The sequence below is a fragment of the Okeania sp. SIO3I5 genome, assembly GCF_010672085.1.
GTDB lineage: Bacteria > Cyanobacteriota > Cyanobacteriia > Cyanobacteriales > Microcoleaceae > Trichodesmium.
The window spans coordinates 1-26,400 of the sequence record NZ_JAAHHT010000125.1 but is presented as its reverse complement, the minus strand read 5'-3'; the positions used below and the strand labels follow the sequence as shown (position 1 = coordinate 26,400).

The window sequence follows — 26,400 nt, the reverse complement described above, 5'->3', positions numbered from 1 at the left end:
TATTAACTGGAAGAAGGTAGAAAAATTTGTATTTAAGTTGCAAAAATTAATTTACAGAGCATCCAGCCGTGGCGAAATCCGCAAGATGCGTAAATACCAAAGACTTCTGACCAAAAGTTATTACGCTGGGTTGCTAGCTGTTAGGCGTGTGACTCAGGATAATCAAGGTAAGAAAACTGCTGGAATAGATGGTATTAAAAATCTTCCTCCTATGCAGCGATTTAACCTTGTACATCTATTATTAAAATCACGCTACCTCAAAGCAAGTCCTACCCGCAGAGTCTGGATACCGAAACCAGGGAAGGATGAAAAGCGCCCGCTTGGAATCCCCACTATGTACGACCGTGCATTACAATCCTTGGTGAAATTGGGTATGGAACCAGAGTGGGAGGCTAGATTTGAACCTAATAGCTATGGTCTTTTCCGGGGGTCAACGCATGATGCCATAGAAGCCATCTTTATAAGCATCAACCATAAACCTAAATATGTATTAGATGCTGACATATCCAAATGTTTTGACCGAATTAACCATGATGCACTGTTGGGAAAAATAGGTCAAACTCCTTATAGACGATTAATTAAGCAATGGTTAAAGTCTGGATTATTTGACAATAAACAATTCTCAAACACTGTGGAAGGCACACCACAGGGAGGGGTAATTAGTCCCTTACTAGCAAACATCGCCCTACACGGTATGGAAGAGTGCTTAAACAAATTCGCTGAAACCTTACCAGGAAGAAAGCGAGATAATAAATGCGCATTGTCCTTAATACGCTATGCTGATGACTTTGTAATCCTGCACGAAGATATCAAAGTAGTGTTACAAGCAAAAACCGTAATACAGGAATGGTTAACCCAAGTAGGATTAGAACTAAAACCAGAAAAAACCAAAATTGCCCACACCTTGGAAGAATATGAAGGGAATCAACCCGGATTTGACTTCTTAGGATTCAATGTCAGGCAATGGAAGGTAAAGACAACCAAACAAGGATTTAAGACGTTGATTAAACCGTCCTCTAAGAGTATAAAAACTCACTATCGGAAATTGGCGGATATATGTGATTCTCACAAAAACGCTCCTGCTAATGCAATAATCGCTAAGTTAAATCCGATAATTAGAGGATGGGCTAACTACTACTCTACCGTAGTCAGTAAAGAGGTATTCATTAAAATAGATCATCTCTTATATAAAAGATTATGGAGATGGGCAAGTAGGAGGCATCCTAATAAGTCGTCTCAATGGGTGAAGGAAAAGTATTTCTCCACAGTCAATAGTACCAGAAATTGGGTACTCAATGACGGCGAATATATACTTAACCTACACTCAGATGTACCAGTTAAAAGACACACCAAAGTGAAAGGTACTGCATCCCCTTATGACGGCGACTGGACTTATTGGAGTAGTAGAATCGGCAAATATCCAGGCATAAGGAAAGAAGTCACAACGCTGTTAAAACAGCAAAAGAATAAATGCGCATTTTGTGGACTAACCTTTAGACCAAATGACCTTATGGAAATAGACCATATAAAACCAAGGTCTGAAGGGGGTAACAACTCCATAAAGAATAAACAGTTGTTACACCGACATTGCCACGACAGTAAAACTGCATTGGACAAAAAGACATATCCAAAATTTAAACCCCAGGATTTACCTGAAAATTATATATGGATTGACGATATGTTAACTTGTCAAGCAGGATGTACCTATGACAAAGGACGTCTAGGAGAGGAGCCGTGATGAGGTGAAAGTCTCACGTCCGGTTCTGAAGACAAGTCGGGTAGGGTAACTTACCTGGCTTAGTTTAACTATTTGAATCGAGCTGAACTCCAAAATGCTAATCTTGCCAATGCTAATTTAGAAGGTGCTAAATTACAATTAGCATACTATGATGGGGCAACAGTTTGGCCTGATGAATTTGCTTACAAGCGATCGGGAGCAGTTGGGCCTGGGGCTGATTTAAGTGGAGCCTTCTTAAATACAGCTTACCTTAGAGGAGTTGACCTTCAAGGAGCTAATCTACGGGGAGCTTATCTGAGTGGTACAGACTTGACAGGTGCTAATTTGCAAGGGGCAGCTTTAAGTGGTGCAAATATGAAGGGAGCTTTTTTGATAGGTGCTAATTTGCGTAATGCTCGACTCAATGCGGTAGAGTTGGATGGAGCAGATTTACGGGCTGCGGATCTAACAGGGGCGAGTTTAGATAATATTATTAGTATTGCTGGAGTAGATTTTAGTTTAGTGCAAGGATTGAGTGATGATGCTAGAGCTATGTTATGTGGATATCCTGGAAAAGATTTAAGCACTTGGAATTCTTTTACTCGGACTAATACCGAGAGTAGTTTATTATCCCACTTGAATGGATAATTTTATTTCATGGATGGGAATCCCGCGTTGTCTCATAGAGCAATGTCGGGAGGATTTCAATAAGTCAGGCGCTCGCCACTCAGAGCAGAAATCTAAATTCTAAAAACTCAAACGTCTGAGTTAAATGAATTTTCCTAAAATAACTCAGGCGCTCGCCACTCAGAGAAGAAATCTAAATTCTAAAAACTCAAACGTCTGAGTTAAATGAATTTTCCTGAAATAACTCAGGCGATCGCCACTCAGAGAAGAAATCTAAATTCTAAAAACTCAAACGTCTGAGTTAAATGAATTTTCCTGAAATAACTCAGGCGATCGCCACTGAGAAAAAATCTAAAGTCTAAAAACTCAAACGTCTGAGTTAAATGAATTTTCCTAAAATAACTCAGGCGATCGCCACTCAGAGAAGAAATCTAAAGTCTAAAAACTCAAACGTCTTAGTTAAATGAATTTTCCGGAAATAATTCAGGCGCTCGCCACTCAGAGAAGAAATCTAAAGTCTAAAAACTCAAACGTCTTAGTTAAATGAATTTTCCGGAAATAATTCAGGCGCTCGCCATTTAGAGCAGAAATCTAAATTCTAAAAACTCAAACGTCTGAGTTAAATAAATTTTCCTCAAATAACTCAGGCGCTCGCCACTCAGAGAAGAAATCTAAATTCTAAAAACTCAAACGTCTGAGTTAAATGAATTTTCCTGAAATAATTCAGGCGCTCGCCACTCAGAGAAGAAATCTAAAGTCTAAAAACTCAAACGTCTTAGTTAAATGAATTTTCCTAAAATAACTCAGGCGCTCGCCACTTAAAGAAGAAATCTAAAGTCTAAAAACTCAAACGTCTTAGTTAAATGAATTTTCCTGAAATAACTCAGGCGCTCGCCACTCAGAGAAGAAATCTAAATTCTAAAAACTCAAACGTCTTAGTTAAATGAATTTTCCTAAAATAACTCAGGCGCTCGCCACTCAGAGAAGAAATCTAAATTCTAAAAACTCAAACGTCTTAGTTAAATGAATTTTCCTAAAATAACTCAGGCGCTCGCCACTTAAAGAAGAAATCTAAATTCTAAAAACTCAAACGTTTTAGTTAAATGAATTTTCCTGAAATAACTCAGGCGATCGCCACTCAGAGAAGAAATCTAAAGTCTAAAAACTCAAACGTCTTAGTTAAATGAATTTTCCTAAAATAACTTAGGCACTTGCCACTCAGAGAAGAAATCTAAAGTCTAAAAACTCAAACGTCTTAGTTAAATGAATTTTCCTAAAATAACTCAGACACTTGCCACTCAGAGAAGAAATCTAAAGTCTAAAAACTCAAACGTTAAACTTCTTAGGTTTCTAAGAACGGACAACAAATCTCATTCCTCCTTGAAATCCTAACTCATTCTTTTGATATCTAGGGATAACATGAATATTGCAGTGCATCATTTTTTGTCCTCCGGCGCGGTTAACATTTATCCCTACATTAAAGCCATCAGGTTGATACTTTTCCTGTAAGATTTTCTGTACCTGATTTACCATCAACCAACATTCTAATTGTTCCTCTACAGGCAACTCAAAATAATTTGCTAGATGACGCTTAGGTATAATTAATGTATGCCCTTTTGTAACTGGATAACCGTCAAGTATTGCATAAGTTTTTGCTGACTCTGTAATTAATTGTAGATTTTTCCGGGGGTTACAAAATAAACATTTGTTTTCTGAATTTTTTTGTTGATTATAATGAATATACTCATAAATTTCACACAATTCATCGACGTGAATAGACTTAAAAGGTAAATTAACTAAACACTGATAAGTTGGTTTCTTGTGTATGTAATGTTCTCGAAAACCCTCCCGTTTCAAACCTCTTCTCACAGCATAATAAGCTTTCCCTCCAGGATTTAATAACTGGGAAACTTCCATCAAAACTTCGACTTGTGGTTGTTCAAATAAAACGTTTAAGACATAAAAACAGAGGATAGTATCAAACTTTCCCTGGGGATATTCAGGAAAATAATAAGGATCGTAACCAGTAACATCAAAGCCTTTTTCTCGTAGTAATTTAACATCGTTACCTAACCCACAACCAAAATCAAGAATTTTACCTACTAGCAAATTTTGCTTTAGCATTACTTGAGCTGGAAACGAGATAAATCTACGTTCTTTAGCAGTAAGATGGGTATATTTGTTTGATTGTTTATTAGTCATCTCCAAAAAATATGTAGACTTTTTGTAAAAGTAGGGAACAGGGAACAGGGAACAGGGAAGATATTTTCAGTAAAAATGTACAGAAAATGATTTTATTAGGAAATTTTACAACTCTATTTTATAGTAAATAAAGGGCAAGTTTATTTTCTGGAGATGTCTCTTGATCAACAAGGATATAGCAGTCTTATTTTATTTGTTTATAAAAACCTTATGGCTTTCAGGCAACAGGAAACAGGCTGATAGTTTGAGGTTTTTTATCTACTTTTTTATTGATCACAACATAAGCATGGATTGCGATACTTTTGTGATGGAGTAATCTAGAATACAATAATTATAAAATGATTTATATCAAGTTTAGATTATCAGCGATAAGTAAAATATTTGGTAATTCTTATAGATGTACTGATTTATTGTGAAGGCAGGAAGCAGGAAACAGAAAATACTTTGAATTTGCTCCTTTTAAATTAATAGTATTTGCTTGCCTACTTAATTTTTTTTAGAAGATTGCTACTTGATAAATCACCATAAAATATTTTTTTAGGGGCAATTCATCAACTGTTCTGACTCTCCTCCATTTTCCCTATTATCTATTTTTGGCATTGGTGAAATAAGGTATGAAATTCGTATCGGATTAAGATTGATAGTAAGGATTGATAGTAAGGAAAAAAGCTATTTTGACTATTGACTACTAAAAATCATACAATCATTCAGCAACGCCCTATTTTTGATAAGTATTCAAGAAGTATTCAATAGTAAGGAAAAAAGCTATTTTGACTATTGACTAGTAAAAATCATACAATCATTCAGCAACGCCCTATTTTTGATAAGTATTCAAGAAGTATTCAACTGAAAATAGTATAGCAATTCCCAAGAAGCGTGAGGTACAAAATTCCTTGGTTTTAGGGAACAGGGAACACTTAACTGGCAACAGGGAATAGGGAATAGGGAATAGGAAACAGGGAATAGGAAATAGGAACAAATAAAGATAGGTGTACCTCACGATTGCTGAGAAACGCTATATTAGTTATCAGAATAAATTAGATTTTTTGATAATTAGTTTATTTCCAAATAAGCTTAATACCAATTTCGATCAAATAATTTGACAGTAACTAACAGAATTTGGGATGCTGGAAACTTGATTCCTAAAGCTCGTTAACTTTGATTTACCTAAGACTTAAAACTTACTTGTAACAATCTTTTGTCCATGTAGTATAATTTCACAAAAACAATGTATCTATCATCACATAAACTCCAATCAATAAACCTCTGATAAATTCAAAACTTTAGGATTTTAAGTTTTAGGTAGTGAGTTCATTAATGGATAATGGATAATGGATAATGGATAATGGATAATTACCTCTCCCTAAAAGGGAGAAGATTGGTTAAAAGGAAAAGATTTATTTTGTTCCCCTTGATCGGGGAGACTTTAAACCTGAATTATTTAATTGTTTAATTATTAATTATTTCTGTAAAATATAGATAATAGCTTCCCTGCTAATAATTTTTAATAAAGCATGGGAACAAATCACAAAATCTATATATAATTCAGAGGTTAAACTATGACTAGCATCGTCAAATCTTCTCTAAACAAAGAACAAACCACTGCCTGGTTAAGAGGACTAATGACCATTGCTTATGCAGATGGAGAACTTGATGATACAGAAAAAGATTTATTTGACCACTTCAGTCATGAAGAATTTGCTTCTACAATTGAAATTTCAGAACTAAAACCTATTAGTCCAAATGATTTAGCAAAGGTACTTGGAGAAAATTCTACCATGGCAGAAAATTTTATGAGAACTGCGGTGATGGTAGCCTTAGCAGATGGAATTTATTCTATTACTGAGGATGAAGCACTTCATAAATATTGTGACGCTTTGGGACTAAAAGTTAAAGCTTTAGAAGCGCTACGACAAAATTTGGAAAAAGCTAGAGAACAAGCAGAAAATGATGATTTAGAAGGTTGGCTAGAAGAAACCGAACATAGTGGTACTTCTATTATTCCCCATGATCCGGAACATCATCAAACTGTACTTGCTCCAGTCAAAGACTGGTTGGATGGATGGGATATTAATGACCCAAAAGTGGCTCATATGGTTTGTAAAATGATTCCTCCTCAATGTCCATTTGAGCGAGATGTTGTGATTTTTGGAAAGAAGGTAGCCCATATTCCAGCTATGTGCAAACTTAACCCAGTTTATGACCAGTTGGTTGGTTTGCGATTCCGTGCCTTATCTTATTTGGCAGATGACTGTCAGGAGGATATTTCTAAATATTGTTAGGGAATAGGGAATAGGGAATAGGGAATAGGGAGTAGGGAATAGATAAAAATTAGAAAAATGGTATTGAAATGTCAGAAATTAATAGTTTTAAAGATTTAAAAATTTGGCAAAAAGGAATGGATATTGCTGAAAAATCCTATTTCTTGACTAAACTTTTTCCTAAAGATGAGTTGTATGGTATGGTGCAACAAATTAGGAGAAGCGCTGTATCTATTCCTGCTAATATAGCTGAAGGTTATGGACGAAGGTACACTGGAGAATATCTAAGATTCTTAAATGTTGCTCAAGGTTCAATTAATGAATTAGAAACGCATCTGATTTTATCTGGGCGAGTAGGGTTATGCGAATAAAAAGATATAGAAACTATTATTTCTCTTCTCACAGAAGAAACTAAAATGATTATTAGTCTGATTAAAAAACTTGAAAACTGACAAAAAGATTTTTCCCTATTCCCTAATCTATATTCCCGAATCTTTCCCTATTACCTAATAATGATTATTAGTCTGATTAAAAAACTTGAAAACTGACAAAAAGATTTTTCCCTATTTCCTAATCTATATTCCCGAATCTTTCCCTATTACCTAATAATGATTATTAGTCTGATTAAAAAACTTGAAAACTGACAAAAAGATTTTTCCCTATTCCCTAATCTATATTCCCGAATCTTTCCCTATTCCCTATTCCCTATTCCCTATTCCCTAATTATGCAATTTATCGATCAAGCAGAAATTCAAGTCGAAGGTGGTAAAGGTGGCGATGGCATGGTTGCTTTTCGCCGAGAAAAGTTTGTGCCTGCGGGGGGACCTGCGGGTGGTAATGGTGGCCGTGGAGGTTCTGTGATTTTGGTGGCCGTTGCTCATCTGCAAACTTTGTTGGATTTTAAATTTCAGCGCGTCTTTAAGGCAGAAAATGGTAAGCGAGGAGGGCCGAAAAATATGACTGGGGCGGCAGGGAGCGATCGCTTAATTGAAGTGCCTCCCGGTACGATGATTTATGATGCGGAAACTGAGGAATTATTAGGAGATTTAGTTGAACCGGGGCAAACTTGTTGTGTTGGTAAGGGTGGTAAAGGTGGATTAGGAAATAAACATTTTCTCAGTAATAGTAACCGCGCTCCAGAATATGCTTTGCCTGGCTTGGAAGGTGAAGTACGAATGTTGCGGTTGGAGTTGAAGTTGTTAGCTGAAGTGGGAATTATTGGTTTGCCGAATGCGGGAAAGTCTACTTTAATTGCTGCTCTTTCTGCTGCTCGTCCGAAAATTGCTGATTATCCTTTTACTACTTTGGTGCCGAATTTAGGAGTTGTGAGAAAACCTACGGGAGATGGTACTGTTTTTGCTGATATTCCTGGATTAATTGAAGGTGCTTCTGCTGGTTTGGGTTTGGGGCATGAATTTTTGAGGCATATCGAACGAACTAAGTTATTGTTGCATTTGGTTGATGTGACAGATATTAATCCGCTGGAGAATTTTGAGACTATTCAAAATGAGTTAAAAGCTTATGGGCGAAATTTAGAAGATAAGCGGCAAGTTTTGGCTTTAAATAAGGTTGATGCGGTTGATGTGGAGAGTGCAGAAATTCAGGAGTTGGTAAATAGGTTTAGGGAGATGAGCGGGGGAAAAGTTTTCCTTATTTCTGCTGTTGCTGGTATTGGTTTAGAGGAGTTGATGCAGGAAGTTTGGCAGGTGTTGGAGATGGATCAAAGTATTAATTTAGCCTAGGTTGGGTAGAACGGTAGTGAAACCCAACACTTTATCCAGATAATGTTGGGTTTCGTTTCTCTCAACTAAACTACTGTCTTCTGAACTCATAAAACCCCATACCAGTTCCTAGGAGGGAAGGCAGGTTAATTCCCCTCTCATTACAGGGGAGGGGTTTTTCTAGTAATGTGGGTTAGGTAGAACAATAGTAATGTAAGTCCTTGTAGAACGACAGTGAAACCCAACATTCCCCAGATGTAGTGTTGGGTTTCGTTTCTCTCAACCCAGCCTACCAGTTTTAACTCACCCAGGGGGAAGCCCCGCGCTCTCCGAAAGGGGAGCGTCGGGATGAAAGCCGGGCATTATCTGTGTTGTTCATCGGGGATTTTCTTTTTGTAGTATAAATATTAAATTTATAATACAAATTATTGTTATTCTACTATAGCTATTGACAATTACAAATAAATAGATTATGATTGCTCTAAAAACAGGGGGAGGACATCACCTCTGTATAAACAGCAGTCAGTTTTTTCTGACTGAAGAATCCCCCGTTCGTTATCGTTATGTTGCCTTAGCGCAACGTCGGGAGTATGTCAATAGCAGTATCTTCCTCCGCTGTCTGATGTTGCCTGATTTTTTGAAGTTCGCATTGCTCCTAAATGAGTTGAGACAAATACACAACGTTTTGCTGTACCTCCACTGCGAAGAGATAAAGTTATACGCCTGAAACCGTTGGGATGACCTTTGTAGTTGAATTTTATTCTCCAAATTTCAGTTGAGGAGTCTTGAGGGAGGGTTGTTTCATCATCTATTTTCACAGATGACTCTAGGTTTTGCCAGTTGGCATTTTGAGCATCTAGACTTTCTGGGTGTACTGCCCATTGAGCAATTTCGTCTTGTTGTCGGAAACTAGCTTGCCAAGTAATTTTATCCCGCATAGCATTACTGCGTGCAGTTTTCATTGCTCGATATATTCGGTCATTAGATGTGCGGAGATGTTCGTTGTTTATGAAAGCTAACCATCCAGGAGCAGCGATCGCCGACAGAATACCGATAATTAAAACTACAAATGTTAATTCTGTCAGACTATATCCTGCTTCTTGTTGCTTAAGTGATTTTCCTAAGAGATTTTTTTGAGAAAGTTTAATAAGAGTTGATTTTGCAGATTTGAATATTTCAGCATTCATTTTCACCCCGATATTCTGTTATTTAATATTTTTTTCTTGAAAATTTAGTAATTAGAGCTTGCTGAAAAAGTCTTATGAGTAAGGGTAGGAGTCAGGAGACAGGAGACAACCCACCCCTAACCCCTCCCAGGAGGGGAAGACAGGAGGAATGGGGAATGAGCGAGAGGCAGTCGGAAGATTATCCCTTGATTTTTCAGCCAATAGTCAACCTAAAATCCTCACTTTATGTAGCTCTTGATAAGGAAAACCTTGTACTTTTTCAAGACTTTAAAAAGCTCAAACCTTTATCTGTAAATGCTTTTAGATTTAATCAGCAATTCCTAATTGATTTAATGTTAAATACAGAACTCGATTATATAATATATTTTTATAATTAATTTATAATTATGTAAGACTTTGTTACATAAAAGTGCTATAAGCATTATCAAGCAAGGATTTATCAATAAATATTATTAATGATCAACTGTTACATTTATGTAATCAGGACTTACGCAGAACCACTATATATAGTAGGGGCGATTCGCGAATCGCCCCTACATCTGGTGTATAATTTGACATTTTGCGTAAGTCCTGGTAATTTTAAAGATAAAAAAATTGCTCTGTCGTTAACCTGGAATGGGTTTGACAGGGCAATTATTTTGTGGTATCTGTAGCGTTAAATCAAACCGTAGGCTTATATCATGTCCGGTTGAATGTTTATAATTAAAGGTTGTAGTAGGGCTAAAGCCCTATCTACAGTTCGGGCTGAGAGCTATAATACAAATAAAAACTTTTTTATCACTAATTATCCGGACATAATCAGGACTTACGCAGAACCACCATATCTTGTAGGGGCGATTCGCGAATCGCCCCTACAAGTGGTGTATATTTTCATCTGCGTGCGTAAGTCCTGATAATATTACTTGCCAGTTGTGTAGTTCTCTACCAAGTAGGTGTAGGACAATCGTCGCCTTGAGCAGTTCTCATACCACCAAGAATTGTTTCAACTATGACACATCTTTTTGCACCTTTACCGTCTACAATAGCTGTTGTTACAACAAAAGGGAGAGCATTTTCATTCTCTATAACGCCCAAGTTGTCAAACGTTAAAGCTGTTGGATTATCACTATGAAAACCAGTGCAATTACCATTTGCATCAGTGGTGCATTTCCCTGGCTGTAATCTTACCATTCCAGCTTTTATTTCTCCGTTGGCGTTTAATATTTCCTTTGGTTTATCGGTAATCGTTATTTCTGGTGTATCTGTACCTAGAGCAAAAGTAACTGTTACGCTTTTCTTATTCGACTTAGCATCACTTTGCGCCGATCTCAACACTTGAAATACTCCATCATTGACTGTACGGGTGCGCTGTCTGCTGATAAAAGCATTCCAACCAGGAGCGGCGATCGCGCTCAATACTCCAATTATTAGCACTACTATAGCTAGTTCTATTATGGTAAAACCGACAGTAGATGCCTTTGGGTGAGTTCGTGGTAATATTTTTAATAAATTCAGAGATTTCATATTAGTTTTCTGTCTAGATTATCTTAAATAGTTGTTATTTTTTGTGGTATTGCTGATTGGTAATGATTTTTAGATTAACTAAAACGCCAAAAAAGTATATTTTACAATATTACTTTCACCATTACATTTCAGCAACGCCTTTTTTGTAAGATTTGTAGTGATACTATTGTCCAAACCCACTACGTCTACCTACCTGTGCAGTTGCTTTAGGACAATAGGAAGAATCACTACAGTCAGTATTGTTTGTTTGAATACGACGTAAAGCATTACCTTGAATTGTGATTTTAGCTAGCTCATTATTGTCCACCGAATTTAACTCAAAATCTCTTATATAGTTAACTAGCACTCTTACTGAATCAAAATTTCCATCACCTTTTACAAGCTCTCTTGGTGTTTCTCTGTTTGAAATATTGGCTGTATTGTAACCGTTATTAGGTGCTCCCTCAAGATAGTTACCCAAACTATCAGTAGGGTTATCGCTAATTTCAACTCTAGCTATCCTAGACGGACAAGGTGCCTCGTCACACCAAACAGAAGCAGTGCTTGTGCTTGTTCCCTCTATTTCGTAATAGGCAACTAACGAATATACAAACGTATCATCTCGGCAATCATTTGTATCAGTAACAGTACAGTCATCAACTGGTAAAGCATCTTTTTCATATTTACGTTTCCAAAAAACAATAGTTGGTGTGCCTACATCAGTTGGTATAGCTGGAGCTCCTGTTGTTTCTGGAACCGTACCACAGGAATCTGCATTCCGGTTTTGAAGGCATCTAACTTCATCTGGAGTGTAGATATAAAATGCCTGACTCATATCCTGAGCAATATAGTCAATTGCAGCTTGTAGCTCCTGTTCGCTGTTAGTCTTTGCCTGTTCCCTCACATCTGTGTTGAGAATATTGACAACAAAACTTAATATTGGTACGATGATTATCGTTGCCACAATTGTTGCGACTAGCAGTTCAATCAGCGTAAAACCACTGTTAGGTATAGCCAGAGGCGATCGCCTTTTTGTGAATCGTTTTTTTAGAACTGAGTTAAGTAAAGTTTTCATCTTTCCTTAGTTTCTGTGTTTACTTTTCATTAGTAATTTATGCTGCTATAGGCGATTGCGATAGTTTTGAAATGAGTTATCTATTGGAGTTATCTCTGTCTGAGTTGTAAACAGTGGTTTTTCTGTTTCACCATTTCTAGTTGCTAACCCTGTATTGCTAACAGACGTTGATATAACTTCATCTGATAGAGTTGAACCTGCTACACCACTGCCTCTATAAACTCGCAAAAATAATTTGTAGCCATCAGTAGCGATTGAGGTATGATTGAACCCTACGGCATACACAACCATATCTGCAATTCCAGTACAGTCTCCCCCATCTCCCCCATCAACACAATATAAAGCGCTCTCAACACTACTAGCATTTACCGTTGTAGTACAGTAAGCTTTTGGATCTGGAGGTTCTGGGCATTCTAAGTTTCCTGGACCTGCTATATCTTTAGTTGCTGCTGGATCAACAAGAGCCATTTTTGGAGCATCTATCTCACCAGAGCGAACCCGATCAATATAACTCCTCGCCGCTTGGACTGCTAGTTCCACCCGTCGTGCCTGCACCCGCGTCCCAACTGACAAGGCAATAACAGGAGCAATAGCAGCCATGAGGGCAGATACCATTATCATTGCTACTAAACTCTCAATGAGAGTGTACCCTGCCTCTGGAGATTGAGGTCTGTTTGGTTGAGTTTTGAATTTAATCATAAGTTAGTCTCCTTGTTAGGTTTTAGTCATCATCATAATTAGAACAGTCAACTCCCGAACGACTCGTTACGTCATTGCCACTAAGGTCTTCAGCACACAACAAAGCCTCAATCCAAGGATCGTCGCGACCTACTTCTCGATAAAATTCGTCAGGTTTACTATCTGAAGAAGGCAGAGAGAATTTCTGGGCAAACAAGTCAGGAGATTGAGAAAGCAAGCCAACATCAAAACCCCATTGACGATCTGGTGCTACTTGGAAACCTAATATACCACCTGCTCCACCACTGCCATATTTCTGTGGATAACCGAATAGATCAGAGGTGCCGGTAGTATTAATTAACTGCTGGTAATTAGCTGTAGCATATTTAGTTCGTTCTAATTCAATGAACCCTCCCAATATTGTGAGTGTTCTTTCAGTTGGTCTTTTCCAGTTTTCTTGTAAACGGACTAAGTTTTGTAGACCACCGTTACTTTGACCAGGACGGGATGGAGTATCCCCTGCCGCACCAACTAGGTTAAATTGAGTATTGCTTGCTCGCACCATCCATGCAGTTCTTTGACTGGCGCTGTTGTTATTGTTGCGTATGTTTTCTTGTCCAATATTTCTAGCATCAGGTTCGTGTATTTGCAATACTGGGATCAGGCTCGGATTTCCTCCGTTACTTATTGCTCTGATGTCAATACCTGAGCCAGTTGATGCTGTTGGGGCACTAGCAAATCCTAATAACCGACCACCTAATATTTTAGTGTTGTCATCAATTGTTAAAGTACCTGTTGCAGTTCCAAGAAAATTACCTGCTAAAGTAGTAGGATCGTTAAAAGTCATACCACCATCAGAAACCCAAAAAATATTATTGGGATTGACTCCTTTTAGCTCTAAAGTAACACCGCTCTCAAATGTCATGCTTGTTGAGGCAGGTGTTTTTAGTACAAAAATGTCATTTGAGTCACCTTCAAGAGTATATGTCTCTGTTTCAAGATCGCCGCTGACAGGAAGTTCATAGACTACAATACCATTTTCATCTGTATCCCCTGCTAAAGTAACTGTACTATTACTTATGGTAGGAGTACCACCTGTTGCGTCATCTAAAGATGCATCTAGACCGATCAACTGCGTTCTTAAAGCTTGAATGTTATTGCTAGCAGTAGTTGGGCAAGGGTCAGTATTCATAGTTACATCTTCATTTAAACCATAATAATCCTGGGAAATTCCAGCACCTGTACAGAAAGAATAGTCGTAAGCATCATCTGCATCCAGAACACCGTTATCATCAATCAAGCTAACACCATTAATTTCTGGAGTAGGTGATAAAATTAGTCTGTTACCACTGTAGTCGCTGTTCTCATCATAATCTAAATAAAACAAAGGTCTATTAGCAACGTCGTAAATTATTTCACCATTATCGGATGGTAAATCAGGGTCATCAGTCATTCTGAACCAGAGAACATTGGTTTGGTTTACACGAGGTAAAACAGGAGGTTCCGTTCTACCGTAAGGAAAAGCTCGAATTGTATCATTATTCACAACACCAATTGGGATTGGTCTATTTTGGTCATCCAATTCTAACTCTCCATACTGATTCCTCAAAAACGCTATTCGTCGGGGAAAACGTTGTACAACATCAGGAGTTATGGCACTTGTACCAGATGCTAAAGTTGCTACTAAACCAGTAATATTAACAGAGATATCATCATTGGCAAAATTTATACCATTATTAAGCACTCCACCAGTATAGTAACTAGAAAACAAATCAATAATTTTTATTGTACTTGAATCATCTGGATCGAGACTATCAACTAGAGTACCACTGGTTATCTCTCCCACCACCCAGTCATCAGGATGACAAGCAGAAACTGGCAACTTCGGACAAACTTCCATCACATACTCTGGGAAGTTATTGATCCGTCGTTGCACTGGAGTCCCAAAATTATTGAAATAGGAACTGTTAAGCGCCCCATTGTTAGTTGCATTATTGTTGTTTGTGTAATTATTGTCAGTATACGGACCACCATCAAAATCTACTGTTGCTCCACTGGTTAAACCATTAGTAGCATAACTATTACTAAAGAAGCCATTATTATGACGCAATTCTTTCACTACTTGATTACCAGCATTATTATTTAAATCAAAATCTCCCTCATTGCGGAAACCAGGACGCCATTGATCGGAAAGCAAAGTTAAAGCATCTGACAAAATATTGACCGGACGCCAATCATCTCCTGTCGTACATCTAGTCAACCTGGGGTCACCACCACGACAAGCAAAATTAGGGTCTAAAGTATCACGACCATAAAAGTCTCCCCAGTTATTATCTAGTTCGTCTGTAAACTCTTCAATATTTGTATCAGAGTCTTTTTGATGCAGATTAAAATCTCCCTGAATATAAACTGGCAAGTTAGAAACTAAAGTCATTCCCTTTTCTTTAGTTACCTCTTCAGTAGTCATCGTGCCAGGTTCGGGTCTCGCTACTGTTATACCATTAACCAACATAATGGCATTTGGACGACGAGTAGGGTCTAGGTTGTAGTCATAGGGACTATCTCCTAGTTCATCGTTGCTGGTGCTATCAGAGTCGCTGCGATCGGGTAGAGCATCATCGCGACTGGCATAAATAATACCGCTTAAGGGAAGTAGATACTCGTTGCCATCCCTTCTCGGACCTACTGAAGTAGAAGGTGTAAAAGCTGCTTGTCGCAAAACATCTAAATCTAACTGAGTAGCTCTAATCTCCATAGGTTGACGTTCTTCCAGAGGTAAGTCAGAGGTGCTTGTCAAATCAGCTAGTTCTGTACCTCCAACAGTTAAATCGAAAATAGTCAAAGTTTCATCAATATTAGTGGTAGTAGCATTGTCTTGGTCACTAGCTTTGATTTGTCTTGCATCCAAAAAGGATACTTCCCTAATTGCTCCATCAGCAATATAGGTTGGTCTTGTTCCCAATCCGGTGTTTGTCAAGATACCCAAGGCACACATTGTAGTATCAATTGCTGCCTGTTCTGACAAACTGCGGTCCGCATCATTTTTTTGCAACGCATCCCTGAGTTTTTCATTAACAAACCGACCATTAGGAAAGACCATATTTGCTTGTTTTTCCAGCTCGGTAGTCCCAGTAAATAAACCTGTTGCTGAATCGAAAGTTCCTGCACCTGGTCTTGCCCCCGTCGGAGGACCATATACAATACCATTGTTTGATTTACCAATAATTCCTTCAACAGTATCATATGTTGGAGCCGCCAAACCACTAACATCTGCCAAACCAGTTGAATTTTTAGCAGTGGTACTTGTTGAAGGATCGTAATAACTACTAATACAAGCTATAGGAGCTTGACTAGAGTCATCGTTATCGTTAATAAAGTCTTCTGCATAATAGTAAACTGCAGTTGCCCGCATTCTTAGGTCGCCTTTGGCGTATTGGGGTGTGTTAGGATCTATGGTTGGTGTTACTGCTGGATAATTAGTAGTGTCTAAAGGATCAGTTGTAAGATCGGTAAAAGCAAACCAACTATTAGAGTCATTATTGTAAACTCTTGAACCATCAACTTCTACTGGCGACATCGGCATAGTATCCGGCCAAACTACAGTAAAGTCATCTGGATTTTCTGGTGGTGGTGGTAAGAAAGAATTTGTCCGCTCATAAACCCCTGCCCCAGTAATAACCCGCAAACCCCCAATACCATCAAGAGGAGCTTCCGGTTCAGTCGCAGCAGCATCTTCCCAGAAACCATCCCGGTCTGTAGAACCAACATCAGCAATAGTCTTTATTTGAGGCGTACGAGTACGTAGTCGTCCACTGTCTTCTCCCGCAGCATTTAACCATTCGGTAGTATCATCAACTTGTTGTTCAAAACCGCTAGCAAAACTATTGTCATCATCATTCCAAACTTTTTGTGGTAAGTTATTCCCTACTAAGACGCGATCGCCGACAAACTTTTGTATACCATCTTCTTTTTCTAGAGGATCGGTAGCGTCAAGTTCTGCCACCTGAATAGTTAGACCAGTCGTATTGCCACTTGCTACCTCAATATCACCATTTGTAGGCAACACCCAGCTATCTATGTCAGGTCGCAGTTCATCACCTGTTCCAGTTATCAAAGTACCAGTAGGTCTGACTTCTGTTACTCCTGCATTTACCTCAGCAAAGGGAACCTTTCTGATCAGTTGTTTAAAATAAGTTTCTAATGCATTCTCTCTTTCCTTTTCTGGATCTGTAGAATTTTCAACTTTTGTTTGTACTTCTCGGGGATCTTCTGCCACAATATAATCAGGAGCAGTGCCTGGATGTGCAGCTATTTGATCGTCTCGCAACCACTGAAGACGTTGTGCAGAAGCCTGACTATTATATGCAGCATTCTGAGCAGAATCAGTCACAGATTGTCTTGTGCTTGTTACTTGATCCTCTCCTTGATTATTACCATTCTGCAAGTGAACATCAAAATTTGTTGAATCATTTCTTTCCAACAATCCATTAACTACATTACCCCCAACAATAATCTTACTATTTTCCTCATCTGCATAAAAGCAAGAATTTGGGCTACTAACAAGGTAAAAATCTATACTCCTACCGCCTGTAGATGAAACTATGAAATTGCTGTTAGCCTGAATCCTACCATTAAGCCGAAAAACAGGACCAGGAGCAACTTCTAAATCATTTTCATATACAACAGCATTATTCGTTAATGGTATTCTACTCCAATCTTGCTGATATTCTAGAGCAGAGTAGCCTGTAGTTCCTTTAAAAGTTTCAAAATCCCCAACACTATAATCCCCCGTAACCACTGACAAATCAGTTATAGGAACAGTTGCCGTATAGGTAAAGAAGCTTTTCTTAAGACTACTACCAGACTTATACCAACCAGAGTCACCCACTAAGATCGAGCTAGTACCTGCTATGGCTTCACAATCTGGGTTGTTTGCAGTTGCGGCTGATGCCATAGGTGGAGTTCTCGCATCTAGAGGAGTTCTTGCCCATCTAAAACCTCCCACTTCATTACGTTGGGGACTGCGGAAAAATATACCATAAAGAGTAAAGCTATCGTACTTACCATTATTATCAGTATCTACCGGAAACCTCCAAGCGGTTTCCATTGTTGCATTGTCTTCTATAGTATCTGGATCGCCATCCGCTCCATCTGGATCGAGAGAGTCATTAATCTTATAACCTACCTTTAGTCTTTGCTCATCCCCAAAAGTATACTTATCTCCTCCTACTGTTGTTGTCAGTTCCAAGTATAAAGCGTCGTCTGTCGGAGTATCAGTAGTGGGTGGATTATTAACTAACAATTCTTCTAATTTGGCTCTAGCTCGATCTAATGCTGGTGTTGCAGCACTGAGTAAGGACTGATTGACCCTTACATTTCTGGCATCTTCAACACGGTTAAAAGAACGTAAACTAATAGCTATAGTCAGCAAGATTACTACTAACATCACCATAGTTACAGTTGGCAACACAAAACCTGCTCGAGACATACCCAGTCGGTATTTATCGAGCATCAACCTTCGCAAAAGTCTCCTGATTGACCTCTGAGTAATGAGTTTGACTTTGATATTCACTTGTCTTAATATATATAAAATTATTTTAGTAATATTCGCCTTTTTCATAGACACCTCACTAAATATTGGGACTAACAATTATAGTTTTCTGGCCAGACCAGAATTTGAGTGCCTTACTAATTATAATTCCCTAAATTTTAGGTAGCCATAACATAGGTAATTAGGCCTGCTGAAAAAATTGGTTAGTGGGGGCAGGACACGGGGACGGGTCGATTGGGGTTAAGGGAAGATGGGAAGAGATGGGGACGGTTTCTGGTCCTTTGAGGGTGAAGAAATTTTCTTGAATTTCAGGAAAAAATGTCCGTATTTTGAGGTAAAACTAGCCAATAAACTAGGACAGGACTTACGCAAAAAAGGAAATTATACACCATCTGTAGGGGCGAACGGCCGTTCGCCACTACTAGGTATGGTGGTTTTGCGTAAGTCCTGTTAGGATATAAATTGAATATAAAAAGCTCCATTACCTGAGCTTCCATGCGACTTTTAGCTTTATTCAGCAGAGCAATAATTAGGCTTCTCCTGAAAAAGTCTTATCGGTGAGGGTAGGGGTTTGGCGTCAGTCGTCGTAGGGGCTTTCCGGCCGTTTGCTTCGCATAACTATCGTTAACGCCCGTACAGGAGAAATGGAGAATGAGCGAGAAGGCAGGAGGAAGAATTATCCGTTGATTTTTCTGCCCTTGTCAACCTAAAATTCTAACAGGCATGAGCATGAAGAGCTAAAAATCAGGTACTTTTTCAAGACTTAAAAAGGCGCTCAACCTTGATGTGTCAATACTTTGATATTTAATCAGCAGAACAATAATTAATCTATTTGCGAAATCCTGTAGTAACTTTAAGAGACAAGGAGGCTTTAATCATATTTGAGCGTTTTGACGAGATTAAAAGTAGCACTTAGACTTTTAGCCACCCAGACAAGTCGCGACCAATATTCTCTTGCAATTTTAATATATCTCCTCGGTAGGTTTCGACCAACTTTTTTTTGATATCTAATGGAAGTGGAGGGGAAGTAGACTGTTGTTTTTTTACCCACTCTAGAACTGGGTATAAAGGTTTAGTAAAGCTGTACTTAGTTAATTTATTAGCTGCTTTGCCTAAAAAAGTTTTTGGGATTCTATTAGAAGCATTATAAACTTGCTTGATGTCCGGTAAAAAACCATCATCAACCTCTAAAAAACGGAAAATATCTTGTAATAAATTAGGCAGATTTGAGAACAAATCTTCATATAAATAAAGGCGAATTTGTTCTTTAGGAAAAACATGATAAAATCTTTCCAAGTTTGAATAGTAAAAACCTTTTCTTTGATAATAATAAAAAGGCCCCCAACCTGCTTTGATTCTATTTTCCTCTTCTTTTAAAGCTTCGGCAAAATCCTTTAAAGGTTCCCAACCCAACTGACGCATATTCAAAAAATCAGAATAAGCTCGCTCTATTGGGTTACGGAAAATAGAAATTAACTTAGCATTCGGTAAGTAGCTCTTTATCCTTTCTGGAACACCCTCCCACCAGAGATAAATAGGTGAAGATTCTCCTATGGCTTTTTCATTAGTCACACCCTTAAATTGCTCTTGATAATTTTCTAAATTAGTAATTGATTGTCGATTAACTGTTCGGTCACAAGGACCACAAAAATTTAGTTGTTTCCCTTCTAGAGCAAAAAACCTTAATTCCTTAACTTCGCTCATAAAAATTTGAGGGTGTTCCTGAATATAACGATGTAATGAAGTAGTTCCAGAGCGAGGTGCGCCAATAATTAAAAAATTAGGCATAGTCATAGTTTTTTATCCTTTAATAAAATCGTTTTTCTATCTTGATTCTTAATAAACTGAATGTAGATTTATACTTATATTCTCACCTCCGATAATCGTTTGAGAATATAAGTTTGCTGCTCTTGGTTAAATAGTTTTTGAAATTTTTTGCTATTACTACTGTTAAGTTTTTCCCCTACTGATGCTTTCCATGGTTCATTTTTTAAGGTCACTTGCTTGGCAACTACCTGATAATCTTGAAGCATTTTTTCCGTAAACTCTACACCAACAAACTGACAAACTTCTGTCAAAACCTCTGTAGGATTTTCTACTAATTTTTCATATTCTACAAGAGTATGATTAAACTTAGATAAATGATATTTTGTTAGGTTTATATCCTCAATCCACCTTTGAATACAGGTATCAATATCCCGAGCGCCACCCCAAATATCAGGATATTGCTGAGTTACATCAAAAAGCGAAGCCACTACATCAGCACCATTGCGAATAATATGAATAAATTTTATATTTTTTATGTACCTTTCTAAATCATCAATATAATGCAAATGCTTAGGAGTTTTTTCTAACCAAATGATTTGATTTTGTTGTTGAGTATAAAGATCTAATATTTTGACAAATCCTTTAACATACTGACTAGCAAATAAGCCAAATTTTGGTAGATGCTGTTTCATTTCTGGAAAACCAATTTCCTCTAAACATTTATTGAGTTTTTTTCTAGTTAATTTTGATGCTAAACCAAATTTTTTTCTGTAAAAACCTCGATTATCAAAAATTGCGCCACAAAAATGAGATTCTACCAAAGAAGCTATTTGTGGGTGAGCTGCCAACATACTTTGTAGTAGAGTTGTTCCGGAGCGAGGGCAACCAACGACAAAAATTCTCTTCTTAATTCTTTCCTGATTCATAGTTATTTCTACTCTGAAAAATCAGTAAATTCTATAACTTCAAATAATCTTATATCACTTTTCTATCATTCCTGTTGCTAAACTATAAACCTCCATAGTCTGTTGGCCAATTAAATCCCAATCTAGCCGATCGCAAGCTTTGATAACCAATCTACTTAACTCATCCAAATCAATTTCGGTACTTTTCTGCATTGCCTTTAGCAAACCTTCTTTATCTTCTGGATCATACAACAAATCATTTGCTTCTCTAAGCACTTCCACTATTCCACCTAAGCGAGGTGCAATAACTGGTTTCCCAAAAGACATTGCCAAAATCAAACTACCAGAATTTAAAATTTTTTTCAATGGTAAAATCACCACATTTGCTGCACTAAAATATAGATGCAATTTATTATTATCAACAAACTCAGGATAAATAATTACTCCATCTATTCCTGCTGATAAGTCTTGTAATTTTTGGGCATAATCTTCATTCCAAGGTTTACCAACAATTAATAAAGTATTACCAGCAAAAATATCCTGATTATCTTGCCAAACCTGCAATAAATTTTCGATTCCCTTATAAGGTCTCAACAAACCTAAATTTAGATATACTTTCCCACTTTCTGGCAAATTTAACTCTTTTTTTGCTTCTGCTGAATCAACTGGTTTCTGATAAACATCTCGATAATGACCGTGAGGAATAGCTATAGCTTTGGCAGGATTAAACTTATATTCTTGAGCAATAGTTTCCAGGGTCATTTGATTTAGACAAATTATTCTATCAACCAACTTAACAAATTGTCTGCGAGTCCATAATTCTAAACCAGGAAATTTGCTATCGTGGGAAATAGAATTATGTACCGTCCATACAATTTTCAAACCTGTTATACGGCAAATACAAATATCTAGAATAAATCCCAAAGATGATAATAAATATAACCATTGATGATCATCCCTAAAAAATGAATAAATCCAATGAACATGAACTACATCAAAAGATTTTTTTCTAGCAACAGCAGCTTTATAGACAGGAAGTTTACCTTGACAATAAGGCCAATTATCTACATAAACTCCTAGTGCTTCCAATGACCCAGTGAGCAATAATTGATAAGGATTGAGAATATTTTTTGGTCTACAATCACTTGGTATCATTAAAATTCGCAGTTGACTAGATTTGTTCACTTTATTACTCCACTATTTCATTGCTTCTAATAAAACTTTCTCCACACCATCAACATTTTTTTCTAAACTAAAATTATTGATTACATGATGGCGACATCTTTCTCCTAACTGAGGATTTTCTACTCGCCAATCTAGAAATTCTTGCAATTTAATCAATAGTGATTCTGAGTTTCCTGGAGTAAATAATCCTCTGGCAAACTCTCCAGTTAAAATTTCTGGTATCCCTCCTATTTTACTTCCTAAAACTGGTACTCCACAAGACATTGATTCTATTACCGTTCTACCGAAAGGTTCAGAATATACACTTGGTATAACTGTCAGATCGCTAACTTGATAAATAAGCTCGGGTTTGCCAACATGACCAAGAAATTCTACATGACTTTCTATACCTAAATTAACTACTAATTCTTGGAGCGATCGCTGATATTTTTCTCCAACTTCTCGGCTAGAATGAATGACTGGTCTACCTGCTATTAATAATTTGATATTTGTCCTATTTTCTTGACACAACAAACTCAAGGACTTGATTAATATTTCTATTCCTTTTTCTTGGTCTATTCTACCTATATATGAAATTACTTTTTGTTCTGGAGCAAGATTAAATTTATTTCTGACTTCTGGTAAATTTGGTACAGGTTGGAAAAAATCTGGATTAATTCCATTATAAACAACGCTGATTTTTTCTGCTTGGATACCAGTATTTACCCAATCTAATTTTGTTTGATTAGAAACTGAAATAATCTGTTTAATTAGTTTCATTCCCAATAAATGTTTCCGGGGAGCTTTGGTTAAGCTTGATATTCGCAGATGAAATACAGATGGTAGTTTGTTTTGCCAAGCTAAGACAGCAGCAAATAAACAATAATTATAGTGGTCTACATAAATAATTGTATTTTTCTTTTCCTTAATTTCTAACTGTTGACTCACTGCCAAAATATTACCTATAAATTTTATAGTAGAAGGAATTAATTGTTTCTTGTTAACATCTAAATTTTTAACTTTGAGAATTTTTCTACAAAATTTTTGATATTTTTCTAACAAATCTCCAGCTTCAAAATAAATTAAACTAACTTCATGTCCACGATTTGCTAAACTAAGACAAATATCTAGAGTTGACCTCTCTATCCCACCAAGAAGAGAACTGGGTTTAGTGATAAGAGCAATTATATCCATAAAATTCAGGAAATTTAGGTGATAATTTTTTGATAATACTCAACAGTTTGCTGAGTTAACTCTGACCATTCTAACTGTTCTAAATTAGGTTGTGGCGATCGCTCCTGACTAACAGCCCACTCTAACCCTGATTCTAAAACTTCTGTTGTGAACTCTCCTCCATACATTTTTACCCAATCTTGTCCTACCTGTTCTTCCAACTCTACCATTGCTCCCTTCTCAGGTACTAATATAGGACAATCAAAAGAAAGGGCTAACAATGAACTGCCTGAATTTAAAATCTCTTGAAATGGTAAAGCTACTAAACTTGCAGCCCGAAAATATGTTTGTAACTTTTGATCGGGTATATACCCAAACTCTAGTTTCACCCTAGAATCATTTCCTGCTGCTTGGGATATCTGAGACTTAAGTTCAGGGACTTCTAGTTTACCTGCTACCAATAATATCCAATTAGTAGGATCTAATTCTCGAAAAACTTGGACTAGATGAGGCACATTTTTATAATGGTCAATATAACCTAAAAATAAGAGTAAATGATGATCGGGAGGTATATTGAGAGTTTCCCTAGCTGCCTCACGATTTGTATTGTCGGCATAGACCTGTCGATAATGACCATGGGGGATAACTGCGTGGGGGCGATCGCTTAACTCAGGCCATGTTGACTCAACCCACTCTTTACTTACTTGGCAATGACTGATACATCCATCTATCCGCTTGATGAACTCTGACTGAAACCATGCTGCTAATTGAGGATGTAATATGCTGTGAGGGTATTGGTCGTGAATTGTCCAAACAATCTTTGTTCCCCTAGCCCTAACCCAATCTATTGCCAAGAGCATAGTTATGGCCCGCAAAGCTGCTAAAAATTGATTTGGATGACGTACAATATTTTCCATTACCCAATGAAGATGAAAAATATCGTGATGTTGGCGCAACAGTTTGTTTAAAGAAAATTCTGTCACTTTCATACCTTTTTTGACCAGACAAGAGTATAGCAGCCAGTTATAAGGATTTCTATACTTCGTTTTAAATGCTGGCCAAGCAATAATTTTCATCTAAATAATTACCTAATGTTTGAGCAATTCTACTGAAACCACCTGAGATTCTACGGCTGAATTCTGATTTTTTTCAACCTCTACCAAATAACCATTTTTCCATAAATAAAAAGGACTGATTAAACTATTAATATATAATTCCAATTCACAAGCTGCTACTATATCTGTTTGTAACTTGAGATTATATTTAATTAAATGGCGGATAATTTTCCGAAGATCATTTACTGTATAAGCCAACAAAGCTAATGGTTTTAACCATGGTTTAACACCCAACATTCTGGTTACATAACGACTCAAACCAATACCACGGAAAAAACTAATTAAATAATCTTTTTGTATTCGATGCTTGGGAATTTTGTGAATTACTTCCATCGCTGGATTATACCAAATTTCCCAGCCAGCTTGTTGAATATAACTAATAGTTTCTGTATCCTCGCCCGCTAACAGTGAGTCTGGTTTTCTACCAATCAATATACAGTGCTTGGGAACACTTTCTAACCAAGCTTCTCTACGAACCACTAATCCTGCGGAAGGAGGTATTAGCTTCGATTTAGGTTGATAGAGTAATGGTTTTTTACCTCTTTCTGTAATAGCAAAAAATGGTTTAATTCGATGAAATTCTGGTGGTAGTTCTCCGGCAAAATCTCCATGAATTTGACTGCCATAAGCTCCTGCTTTGGGATATTTTTGAGCAAATTCATAAGCTGCTGCTACCCAATTTTGTGCAGGAATATTATCATCATCTAGGAAGCCAATTAAAGGACTATTTGCTGCTTGAACGGCTTTTTTTCTAGCAAATCCTGAACCTTGTTGTTCTTCAAAACAATATTTTAATTGAATTTGCTGAAGCCAGTTTTTTTGATATTCTCTAACTACTTTTTGCGTGTTGTCTTGGCTGTTGTTATCTACAACAATAACTTCCCAAGATAGTCCTTCTATCTGAATTTGAGAGCGTAATTTATCTAGAATTAATGGTAATCTTTCCGCACCATTATAAGTAGGAATTGCGATAGTAAAATCAGTCATAATAATTGACATCCTAAACCAAGTAATTATATGTTTAGAATATATCCAATATTATACGAATATAACAACAGTATATTTTCGTAAATTATTAATTGAATTTACATAGGATTTACGCAAAATTAGGACTTACGCAAAATAATGTAATTCTGTCATTGTGAGCGAAGCGTTTGCGGGGCAGTCCATCAGGATAGCAATCTCAAGCGCCCAAAACTCGTTCCTAATGCGTAAGTCCTGTTACAGTTCTATGAAAAAATCAAGATTTTGGGATTATCAAGCAAGCAAATTTGACATTATTCTGACCCCAAGACTATTTTTATGGTAAGGATAGGCATTGGTGAATGATTGTATGATTTTTAGTAGTCAGTAGTCAGTAGTCACTAATTAAAACAGCTTTTTCCTTACTATCAATCTTACTCTGATCGGAATTTCATACCTTATTTCACTAATGCCTAACCAATGCCTAAGACTCTTCTGCCCACATTAAGATTGAACAGAAAACAAACCCCTGAAAATTTTGCCAGAAAAACGGGTTTAAAGCCTCCCCCTAAAAGCTATCCATTACTCACAACTCTTGAAACCCTTGTGGGAGGGTGGGGAAGAGGGGGAAGAGGGGGAAGAGGGGGAAGAGGGGGAGGAGGGGGAGGAGGGGGAGGAGGGGGAGGAACAATTCTGTGTAAAATTATCAAAAAAATCTATTTTTCAACACACTTTTCTCCCAAAAAAGCCTTTGATTCGCTTGCACATAACTTATCTATAATGCCCATTCACCATTGCGGATGGAGCACCAA

18 protein-coding genes and 1 pseudogene are annotated in these 26,400 nt (G+C 37.2%); 7 read left to right on the top strand and 12 right to left on the bottom strand.

What is annotated here, in order from left to right:
• The first annotated feature begins 1 nt into the window (after nucleotide 1).
• Both ltrA and F6K40_RS24310 read left to right on the top strand, forming a co-directional pair.
• Nucleotides 2-1,787, top strand: a pseudogene (gene ltrA / locus F6K40_RS24315) (group II intron reverse transcriptase/maturase).
• Nucleotides 1,788-1,810: 23 nt separating this feature from the next.
• A complete protein-coding gene (locus F6K40_RS24310; protein WP_293139671.1) occupies nucleotides 1,811-2,365 on the top strand; it encodes a pentapeptide repeat-containing protein in 555 nt (184 codons plus the stop codon).
• Nucleotides 2,366-3,694: 1,329 nt separating this feature from the next.
• Here F6K40_RS24310 and F6K40_RS24305 read toward each other — a convergent pair.
• Complete coding sequence (locus F6K40_RS24305; protein ID WP_293139670.1) at nucleotides 3,695-4,546, bottom strand: HIT family protein; 852 nt, start codon at nucleotides 4,544-4,546, stop codon at nucleotides 3,695-3,697.
• Between the two features lie 1,559 nt (nucleotides 4,547-6,105).
• Between F6K40_RS24305 and F6K40_RS24300 the strand changes: the two genes are divergently transcribed.
• The 3 genes from F6K40_RS24300 (at nucleotide 6,106) to obgE (ending at nucleotide 8,549) form a co-directional block, all read left to right on the top strand.
• On the top strand, nucleotides 6,106-6,828 hold the full coding sequence (locus F6K40_RS24300; protein ID WP_293139669.1) for a Mo-dependent nitrogenase C-terminal domain-containing protein: 723 nt from the start codon (nucleotides 6,106-6,108) through the stop codon (nucleotides 6,826-6,828).
• Nucleotides 6,829-6,896: 68 nt separating this feature from the next.
• A complete protein-coding gene (locus F6K40_RS24295) occupies nucleotides 6,897-7,178 on the top strand; it encodes a four helix bundle protein (protein ID WP_293139668.1) in 282 nt (93 codons plus the stop codon).
• A gap of 354 nt (nucleotides 7,179-7,532) precedes the next feature.
• Nucleotides 7,533-8,549 carry a GTPase ObgE gene (gene obgE, locus F6K40_RS24290; RefSeq protein WP_293139667.1) on the top strand — a complete coding sequence of 339 codons (1,017 nt, stop codon included), beginning with the start codon at nucleotides 7,533-7,535 and terminating at the stop codon, nucleotides 8,547-8,549.
• Nucleotides 8,550-9,121: 572 nt separating this feature from the next.
• On the opposite strand, the gene F6K40_RS24285 is transcribed toward obgE, so the two are convergent.
• On the bottom strand, nucleotides 9,122-9,715 hold the full coding sequence (locus F6K40_RS24285) for a pilus assembly FimT family protein (RefSeq protein ID WP_293139666.1): 594 nt from the start codon (nucleotides 9,713-9,715) through the stop codon (nucleotides 9,122-9,124).
• Between the two features lie 155 nt (nucleotides 9,716-9,870).
• On the opposite strand from F6K40_RS24285, the gene F6K40_RS24280 reads away from it, so the two are divergent.
• A complete protein-coding gene (locus F6K40_RS24280) occupies nucleotides 9,871-10,092 on the top strand; it encodes a hypothetical protein (protein WP_293139665.1) in 222 nt (73 codons plus the stop codon).
• 544 nt (nucleotides 10,093-10,636) lie between these two features.
• Here F6K40_RS24280 and F6K40_RS24275 read toward each other — a convergent pair.
• The 10 genes from F6K40_RS24275 to hpsE all read right to left on the bottom strand — a co-directional run bounded on the left by F6K40_RS24275 (nucleotide 10,637) and on the right by hpsE (nucleotide 25,612).
• Nucleotides 10,637-11,218, bottom strand: a complete 582-nt coding sequence (locus F6K40_RS24275; RefSeq protein ID WP_293139664.1) for a pilus assembly FimT family protein — start codon at nucleotides 11,216-11,218, stop codon at nucleotides 10,637-10,639.
• A gap of 163 nt (nucleotides 11,219-11,381) precedes the next feature.
• Entirely contained in the window at nucleotides 11,382-12,272 is an 891-nt protein-coding gene (locus tag F6K40_RS24270; protein ID WP_293139663.1) for a prepilin-type N-terminal cleavage/methylation domain-containing protein, read from the bottom strand.
• A gap of 45 nt (nucleotides 12,273-12,317) precedes the next feature.
• Nucleotides 12,318-12,971, bottom strand: coding sequence for a hormogonium polysaccharide secretion pseudopilin HpsB (gene hpsB, locus F6K40_RS24265; protein ID WP_293139662.1), 654 nt, complete (start codon nucleotides 12,969-12,971; stop codon nucleotides 12,318-12,320).
• A gap of 22 nt (nucleotides 12,972-12,993) precedes the next feature.
• Nucleotides 12,994-18,570 carry a hormogonium polysaccharide biosynthesis protein HpsA gene (hpsA, locus tag F6K40_RS24260; protein WP_293139661.1) on the bottom strand — a complete coding sequence of 1,859 codons (5,577 nt, stop codon included), beginning with the start codon at nucleotides 18,568-18,570 and terminating at the stop codon, nucleotides 12,994-12,996.
• A gap of 843 nt (nucleotides 18,571-19,413) precedes the next feature.
• A complete protein-coding gene (locus F6K40_RS24255) occupies nucleotides 19,414-20,295 on the bottom strand; it encodes a sulfotransferase family protein (RefSeq protein WP_293139660.1) in 882 nt (293 codons plus the stop codon).
• Between the two features lie 68 nt (nucleotides 20,296-20,363).
• Nucleotides 20,364-21,194, bottom strand: a complete 831-nt coding sequence (locus tag F6K40_RS24250) for a sulfotransferase family protein (protein ID WP_293139659.1) — start codon at nucleotides 21,192-21,194, stop codon at nucleotides 20,364-20,366.
• A 54-nt stretch (nucleotides 21,195-21,248) separates the two neighbouring features.
• On the bottom strand, nucleotides 21,249-22,358 hold the full coding sequence (locus F6K40_RS24245) for a glycosyltransferase family 4 protein (RefSeq protein ID WP_293139658.1): 1,110 nt from the start codon (nucleotides 22,356-22,358) through the stop codon (nucleotides 21,249-21,251).
• A gap of 12 nt (nucleotides 22,359-22,370) precedes the next feature.
• Nucleotides 22,371-23,531: a glycosyltransferase family 4 protein gene (locus tag F6K40_RS24240; RefSeq protein WP_293139657.1), complete on the bottom strand. Its 1,161-nt coding sequence runs from the start codon at nucleotides 23,529-23,531 to the stop codon at nucleotides 22,371-22,373.
• A gap of 14 nt (nucleotides 23,532-23,545) precedes the next feature.
• Nucleotides 23,546-24,499: a glycosyltransferase family 4 protein gene (locus F6K40_RS24235; protein WP_293139656.1), complete on the bottom strand. Its 954-nt coding sequence runs from the start codon at nucleotides 24,497-24,499 to the stop codon at nucleotides 23,546-23,548.
• A 99-nt stretch (nucleotides 24,500-24,598) separates the two neighbouring features.
• Nucleotides 24,599-25,612: a hormogonium polysaccharide biosynthesis glycosyltransferase HpsE gene (gene hpsE / locus F6K40_RS24230; RefSeq protein ID WP_293139655.1), complete on the bottom strand. Its 1,014-nt coding sequence runs from the start codon at nucleotides 25,610-25,612 to the stop codon at nucleotides 24,599-24,601.
• A gap of 571 nt (nucleotides 25,613-26,183) precedes the next feature.
• Between hpsE and F6K40_RS24225 the strand changes: the two genes are divergently transcribed.
• A complete protein-coding gene (locus F6K40_RS24225; protein ID WP_293139654.1) occupies nucleotides 26,184-26,369 on the top strand; it encodes a hypothetical protein in 186 nt (61 codons plus the stop codon).
• The last annotated feature ends 31 nt before the right edge of the window (nucleotides 26,370-26,400 follow it).